The sequence below is a fragment of the Streptomyces sp. FH025 genome, from assembly GCF_017427025.1.
Classification (GTDB): Bacteria; Actinomycetota; Actinomycetes; order Streptomycetales; family Streptomycetaceae; genus Kitasatospora.
Window position 1 is genome coordinate 1 of record NZ_JAFLNG010000720.1, and the last position, 3,833, is coordinate 3,833.

Annotated in this window: 5 protein-coding genes; 2 read left to right on the forward strand and 3 right to left on the reverse strand. The window is 74.5% G+C overall.

Annotated elements, in window-relative coordinates; genetic code table 11:
- Positions 1-1,313: SbcC/MukB-like Walker B domain-containing protein (locus J0670_RS32685; RefSeq protein ID WP_279383113.1), on the forward strand; the 1,313-nt coding region annotated here is incomplete at its 5' end.
- 69 nt (positions 1,314-1,382) lie between these two features.
- Here the strand turns inward: J0670_RS32685 and J0670_RS32690 are convergent.
- Positions 1,383-1,586 (reverse strand): hypothetical protein, encoded by a 204-nt coding sequence (locus tag J0670_RS32690; RefSeq protein ID WP_207815732.1) that lies wholly within the window; start codon positions 1,584-1,586, stop codon positions 1,383-1,385.
- Between the two features lie 42 nt (positions 1,587-1,628).
- Between J0670_RS32690 and J0670_RS32695 the strand changes: the two genes are divergently transcribed.
- Positions 1,629-2,186, forward strand: coding sequence for a DUF1990 family protein (locus J0670_RS32695; RefSeq protein ID WP_207815727.1), 558 nt, complete (start codon positions 1,629-1,631; stop codon positions 2,184-2,186).
- 9 nt (positions 2,187-2,195) lie between these two features.
- Here the strand turns inward: J0670_RS32695 and J0670_RS32700 are convergent, their stop codons facing one another.
- Together J0670_RS32700 and J0670_RS32705 are read right to left on the reverse strand one after the other, a co-directional pair.
- Positions 2,196-2,651, reverse strand: a complete 456-nt coding sequence (locus tag J0670_RS32700; protein ID WP_207815729.1) for a YjbQ family protein — start codon at positions 2,649-2,651, stop codon at positions 2,196-2,198.
- Positions 2,652-2,869: 218 nt separating this feature from the next.
- Positions 2,870-3,142 carry a hypothetical protein gene (locus J0670_RS32705; protein ID WP_207815730.1) on the reverse strand — a complete coding sequence of 91 codons (273 nt, stop codon included), beginning with the start codon at positions 3,140-3,142 and terminating at the stop codon, positions 2,870-2,872.
- Between the last annotated feature and the right edge of the window lie 691 nt (positions 3,143-3,833).

The window sequence follows — 3,833 nt, forward strand, 5'->3', positions numbered from 1 at the left end:
TGCGGGTGCGCGAGGCGGCCGCCGCCGGCGCGGCCGGGCCGGACACCGCGGACGCGCTCGCGCGCTCCCTGGTCGAGCTGGAGGCCGAGCACCGCGAGGCACTGCAGCGGGCGGAGGCGCTCGGCCGGGTCGAGCAGGAGATCGACCGGCTGTCGCAGGACCGCACCCGTCGGCTGAACGAGTTGCACGAGGCCAAGGAGCGCGCCGCCGTCCTTACCGACCGGCTTCAGGCCCTCGACGCCGAGCAGCGGGAGCTGACCGCCCGGGTGGCGGCCGCCCGGGGCGAGGCGGCCTCGGTCGCCGACCGGGCAGGGGCCCTCATCCGGCTCACCGAGGAGGTCGCGGCCACGGCCGCCGCCGCCCGAGCCCGCGCGGAGGCGGCGGCCCGGTTGGACGAGGCCGAGGAGGAGCTGGGCAAGGCCGCCGCCGGGGCCGGCTTCCCGGATGCCGGGGCCGCGCTCGCGGTGCTGCTGCCGCGCGAGGAGCGCGAGCGGCTGGAGGCCCGGTTGGAGCGGCACCGCGCGGAGTCGGCCGCTGTCCGGCACGAGCTGGCGCTGCCCGAGCTGGCCGAGGCCGCGGCCCGTCCGCCGGTCGACCTGCCCGCCTCCGCGGCCGCGCTCGGCGCCGCCACCGACCGGCTCGGCCGGGCGCACGCCGCCCGGGCGGCGGCCGACGAGCGCTGCGCGGCGCTGGCCTCGATCGGGCGGGCACTGACCGACCTGGCCGGCGAGCTGGCTCCGGCCTTGGAGCGGTACGGGCGGATCAGCCGGCTCGCCGCGCTGGCGGCGGGCACCTCCACCGAGAACCGGCTGCGGATGCGCCTGGAGTCGTACGTGCTGGCCGCCCGGCTGGAGCAGGTCGCGGCGGCGGCCAGCGACCGGCTGGTACGGATGTCCGGCGGCCGCTACACCCTGGTCCACAGCGACGACCGGGGCACCGGCAACAAGCGCTCCGGCCTGGCCCTGCGGGTGGTCGACGCCTGGACGGGCACCGAGCGGGACACCGCGACGCTCTCCGGTGGTGAGAGCTTCTTCGCCTCCCTCTCCCTCGCCCTCGGTCTGGCCGACGTGGTCACCGACGAGGCGGGCGGCATGCCGCTGGACACCCTGTTCATCGACGAGGGCTTCGGCACCCTGGACGAGCAGTCCCTGGAGGAAGTGATGGACGTCCTCGACGGCCTGCGCGAGCGGGACCGCGCGGTCGGCATCGTCAGCCACGTCGCCGACCTGCGCAGCCGCATCCCAGCCCAGCTGCTGGTCCGCAAGGGCCGCCACGGCTCGACCCTCGCACTGGCCGGCAGGGAGGACGCCTAGGGAGGACTCCTGGAACAACCCGCGCTGAACACAGCCCTCGCTGAGGAACCCCCGCCGAGGCACCCGCGCTCAGCCCGAACAGGCCACCCGCTGCGCCTGCTGCCAGGCGCACACCGGGCACAGCGTGTTGCCCGGCTGGTCGGCGGGCAGTTCGGTCGGCTCCCCGCACAGCACGCAGTCCGCCCGGGGCCCGGCCGCCTCCGGGTCCCGCCGCAGCGCCGTCTCCGCCGAGCCGTCGGGGGCCAGCTCGCAGACCGCCGCGTCGTCACTCACACCGCCGACGGGGGCCCCGGCCGCGCGGCTACCGTGACCGACATGGTCACCGATCTTCAGCAGCGGCTGCGGGCCGCCCGGGCCACCACCCCCACGTACGCCGAGGTGGGGGCCACCCGACACGGGCGGCTGCCGGACGGGTACGCGCACCTGCGGCGGCGGGTGCACCTGGGCCGAGGGGCGGAGGTGCTGGAGCGGGCCGGCCGGTACGTGCTGGCCTGGGGCAGCCAGCTGGGCACCGGCTTCGCGGTGTTCCCGGGCGAGTCGGCCCGGGAGGGGGCCACCGTGCTGCTGCGGCTGAACCTGCCGGGCAGCCGGTGGCCACGGCTGGTGATCCCCTGCCGGGTGGTGTGGACGGTGGAGGAGCCGGACCGGATCGGCTTCGCGTACGGAACGCTGCCGGGGCACCCGGAATGCGGCGAGGAGTCGTTCCTGGTGTCGATGGACGCCGACGGCGAGGTGTGGTTCGAGGTCGCCGCCTTCTCCCGGCTGTCCGCCTGGTACGCCCGGCTGGGCCGTCCGGTCGCGCTGCTCTGCCAGCACCTGGCGATCGAGCGCTACCTCACCGCGGTCGCCGACCACGCGGGCCGAGGCGCCTGAGCGGGGCCGTCAGCCGAGGAAGGACAGCCGGACGGTGCGGCGCGGGTTGTCCCCATTGGTGTCGATCAGCACCACGGACTGCCAGACACCGAGGGCCAGCTGGCCGCCGAGCACCGGCAGGGTCGCGTGGGGGGCGACCAGGCCGGGCACCACGTGGTCCCGTCCGTGGCCGGGGCTGCCGTGCCGGTGGCGCCAGCGGTCGTCCGCCGGGAGCAGCTCGCGCAGGGTGGCGAGGAAGTCCTCGTCGCTGCCCGAGCCGGTCTCCAGGACGGCGATCCCGGCGGTGGCGTGCGGGACGAAGACGTTGAGCAGGCCGTCGCGCCCGGTGGCCCGCTCGTCCAGGAACGCGGCGCAGCGGTCCGTGATGTCGAGCGCGACCTCACGATTGCCGGTGGTGATCTCCAGGGTGGTGGTATGGAAGGAGCCGGTTGACCCGGTTGACGTGGAGTGGTTGTTGTCCGCCATGGCGCCATCCTGACCCAGGTCAGCGGGCCGGGCGTACTCCCTCGCCGACTGCCCTCGCCGGGGCGGCGAACTCGCATAGAGTGAAAGGTTCAGACCAAAGCGGCAGCCCGGTGCCCGAACACACCGAAGACCCGGCGGACCGGGTGGTCCACCGGGTCGGGAGGCCCGAGGCCGCGACCGCCTGACCGGCTGCGCCGCAGCCGACGCAGCGGGAGGCCCTAGCCGCGACCGCCGAACAGGCTGCGCCGCAGCCGGCGCAGGGGCGCCAGCAGCGAGACCCGGGTGTGGCGACGACGGGAGGACGTCACCGGGGCGTCGGCGCCGCGAGGCGTCAGCTCCCTTATCAGCCCGAGCGCCTCGGCGGTGTCCACCGCCGGGAGTGCGGGCGCGCCGAGCACGGCCAGGTGTCGCTCGATCCGGCGGCCGGTCGTGCCGACACCGCACTGGATCGCCGGCACGCGGGGCCGAGTCCGCACTTGCATGTGTTCCATCAGTTTTCCCACCCCTACGAGGCGCCAGGGCCGTGAGGCGAAGACTATCCGTGACGGACGGCCTTCGCGCAACCGCCCATGGTGTTGTGCCACCGTACCGTGCGACGTCAACTGACGATGCACCAGGGGCCGCTCGGGCGATCACGGCTAGGCATCAATGATGGTGCACGACCGGCCGTCCGTCAGCAGGAACGGGAATCTCGGGTCCGACAGCGGTGCGCACCGCGCGCGCCGGGCGCACGGGAGGTGTCCCGCCGGGGGACCGGACCTCTCCCCCGGGGTCTCCCATATAGGGGACAGCCGCCAGATCGACAAAGCGATCACACCGCGAACAACACCGTCGGCAGCGCCGCCGACAACACCGCCGCCGGTGTCGACATCGCCACAGCCACCGGCGCCGCCATCGCCACAGATGTCGCCGCAGATGTCGGTACAACCATTGGCACAGCCGAAGAATCCGGCTGCCTTTATGAAGTGAACACACTCGAGGGATTGACTCGCGCCGATCCTCCAAGCAATATCTTTTGCACGCGCCAGATGCCCGCACCGCATCAGGCGTGTGTTCGAGTGATGAACGGCTCGATGAAGAACTCCGGCTCCCGCGAGCCACTGCCCGGCCGCCTCGACGCTGCGGCGGCCAGGCTCGCAGGGTGCCCGGACCGGCGGCCGGCCGTAGAGGGTCGGCCCGGCC